General features: G+C 44.5%; 5 protein-coding genes and 1 pseudogene. All 6 read left to right on the forward strand.

Annotated features, from left to right (window positions below; all coding sequences use genetic code 11):
- A partial coding sequence (locus tag IEN85_RS09125) for a hypothetical protein (protein ID WP_224772524.1) occupies positions 1–383 on the forward strand: 383 nt, incomplete at its 5' end.
- A 21-nt stretch (positions 384–404) separates the two neighbouring features.
- Complete coding sequence (locus tag IEN85_RS09130; protein WP_191616791.1) at positions 405–818, forward strand: hypothetical protein; 414 nt, start codon at positions 405–407, stop codon at positions 816–818.
- A 139-nt stretch (positions 819–957) separates the two neighbouring features.
- A complete protein-coding gene (locus tag IEN85_RS09135; RefSeq protein WP_191616792.1) occupies positions 958–1,362 on the forward strand; it encodes an FxsA family protein in 405 nt (134 codons plus the stop codon).
- A 379-nt stretch (positions 1,363–1,741) separates the two neighbouring features.
- Positions 1,742–1,870, forward strand: a pseudogene (locus IEN85_RS24955) (hypothetical protein); the annotation flags it as partial.
- Positions 1,871–1,904: 34 nt separating this feature from the next.
- Positions 1,905–2,039 (forward strand): hypothetical protein, encoded by a 135-nt coding sequence (locus IEN85_RS24655; protein WP_263597523.1) that lies wholly within the window; start codon positions 1,905–1,907, stop codon positions 2,037–2,039.
- A gap of 133 nt (positions 2,040–2,172) precedes the next feature.
- Complete coding sequence (locus tag IEN85_RS09145; RefSeq protein WP_191616794.1) at positions 2,173–2,541, forward strand: hypothetical protein; 369 nt, start codon at positions 2,173–2,175, stop codon at positions 2,539–2,541.
- Positions 2,542–2,661 lie beyond the last annotated feature (120 nt).

The following is a 2,661-nucleotide window of genomic DNA, read 5'->3' on the forward strand; positions in this document are numbered from 1 at the left end:
GATATGCAAAACAAATGATTAGCAATCCACAGTTTTACGGTGTCACCATCTTGATCGGGTTCATCGTTTCGTTGGCTTTCAGAAAGGAAGAGCAAGCACCGAATTGGATGAAGTGGGTTTTGATCAGTGCTCCTTTGACTTGGACGCTGCTGGGAATAATTATGATCGTGTCCGTCGGAGATAAAAGTATAGACGGTATTCAGGATATCCTCACATATTTTGATGCTGGACGCTTCTTCGAAGCGAACGGTTACAGAAAAGCATTCTTCGTCATAGCTATTCTTTTCACTACCTACTTCAGCTTACTCTTCAGCTTCTGCTGGGCAGTAAAAAATAAAGCATATCAAGTCGGTGCTCACAACGTGCGCAAGCGCACGCCGTGAGACCTCAGCGTTAGGGAAAAAATGAATCTACCAGGCTACAATCCCAAGAAAAGCGAATTACTCGATTCACTACGTCTAAACAGTGTAGAACTTCTTGCCATTCCCGCTGAACAGTACTCGACCAAGGCTAATCTCTGGAGTCTAGTGCGCGAACTTGAAAATAGATATTTGTCAAATCCCCGAGTTCACAGCAAGGAAGCATTGAACCAAGAATATCTAGAGAGATCACCAGATCTCATTGAACGAGCATTTGGAACAAGACAAAAGCCATTGATTCTCTCGTTTGGTCCCGACACTTATACTGCATTTGTACCCAATAAAATGGCAGCCGAAGAATTTGAAAATTTCAAGGCATCGATTAGAAGCCACGAGCTTCTATTAGCCAAAATCACAGCAAATAAGAACGAAAACGGATGGAGCTATTCACTCAACTGAAGAGAGGTAAAATCCCTAACAAGGCGACGCATACAACTTCGGCAAACGCCCGCCCCTTTCACAACGACCCTTTGGAAATCAACGACCTCAGACATGGAGGCAAAGCTTAGGCCTCGTCGTATGGTCTTGGCGTTGGCTAATGAAATACCTATTCATAGCGTTACTACTCCTACTGGGAATCTCAGAGATCATTGCGATTAGCACTCTGCATGATCGCATCGGACTCGCGTACAGCATCTACCTTTACCTTGGTACCACTATGCTAGGAGGGGCACTCCTCTGGTTCGGATGGGGGACCGCATGCGAAAACTTCAAGACAGGAACCAAAACATGCAAAAAAATATATCCTAGCCTCAAAGATGGCCTACTGAAATCAACTGACGAAGAATCGAAAGAAGCCCTACTAATGTTCGATTCAATGCTGTTTTTCACAGCAGTCGTTCTCATTTCGATACCCGGCGTAGTTACAGACGCACTGGGAATCCTACTCAGCTTTAAGTCCCTTAGAACAGGAACAATCTACCTATTTTCCTATATTAAATAAGAGCCAACCAGACGTTTCAGACAACGAGCGCAAGCGCTCGTCGTCTGAACTTAGCGATATGTGAAGAAACGATGATCGGGTTGAGGGATAGATATTTGAATACAGATGAAATCAGACCGAAGACTTCGACGAACTACTTGATTAGCTATCCGACCTTACTACCGAGCGAAGCGACACTTGAACGAAGAGAAACAACTGATCCTGCAACGAAAAAGAACTAAGAAGAAACCAACTCAACCAACCTAAACCAAAGATGATCGACTTGATATCGCATGCGGTATTTCAGCCAGCCCCTGATTCAAAAAGAAATGCACATATCAAGTCGTCGCTCACAACGGCGACAAGCGCCGCGTGAGGACTCAGCGTTCGCAGAAAATAGATGAAGGAAGACAAACCACCTCTGATCGAAATCGACTGGAACCAAATTTCCACCGTCGACGAATTCTATGATACGGTTCTTCCCCAATCAGAAGCCCCAAGCTGGCACGGCAGGAACCTGAATGCATTGAATGATTCATGGGTGACAGGAGGCATTAACCGCGGTGGACCACCATACAACTTTCGAATCCAAAAAAAGAACTACAGAAAAGGAAGAAATGAAAGAAATCGAAATTGCGGTAGAAGAAATAGCCAAAGAATCAGTTGAAGAGAACGGAGGAAGATTAGAAATTAAATAGTGCGAACAAGACGCTCCAGGCAACTGCGGCAATCCGCCCCCTCTTCCTCAACGACCCCATGAAACCCAACCACCCCAGAAGTTCAAACGATAGCCTAGGCCTTGTCGCCTGAGCTCGACGTTCTACAAAAAAAATGAAAAGATCATTGCTTATCACTATCGTCATACTTGGCGTGATCTCTTCAGCTTGGGCAGTAATCAAACTCAACACTCCAGAAGAATGGAAATGCCTCGAATCGGAACTAAAAAGCGAAGCATTCCCTCACACATACCAAGAGCCCAGCCTGTTCGACAACATCGTACAGAATGACGGAAAAGTCATCACCCACTACGATCTAAAGACAAAAGAAGAATACCAACGACTGCTAAAAAAGGATTTAATATATGGATACTATGTGAACTGTCGGCTACACGAAAATGGAACAATTGATTACGAAAAGATATTCTACCTCCATGGGAAAGAATTCGTTTTAGGAAAAGGAACGATAAAAAATATTAGGTAGAACAAGTCGCTCCAGGCAACTGCGGCAAACGCTCGCCTCTTTCATTACGAACCCATGAAAACCAACCACCCCAGTAATCCAAACGATAGTTTAGGCCTTGTCGCCTGAGCTCTGCGTTGG

It is taken from the genome of Pelagicoccus enzymogenes (assembly GCF_014803405.1).
GTDB lineage: Bacteria > Verrucomicrobiota > Verrucomicrobiia > Opitutales > Opitutaceae > Pelagicoccus > Pelagicoccus enzymogenes.

Coding starts and splice junctions, on each gene's coding strand:
- IEN85_RS09145 (WP_191616794.1), top strand. CDS start 2,173: ATGAAAAGATCATTGCTTATCACTATCGTCATACTTGGCGTGATCTCT.
- IEN85_RS09135 (WP_191616792.1), top strand. CDS start 958: ATGAAATACCTATTCATAGCGTTACTACTCCTACTGGGAATCTCAGAG.
- IEN85_RS09130 (WP_191616791.1), top strand. CDS start 405: ATGAATCTACCAGGCTACAATCCCAAGAAAAGCGAATTACTCGATTCA.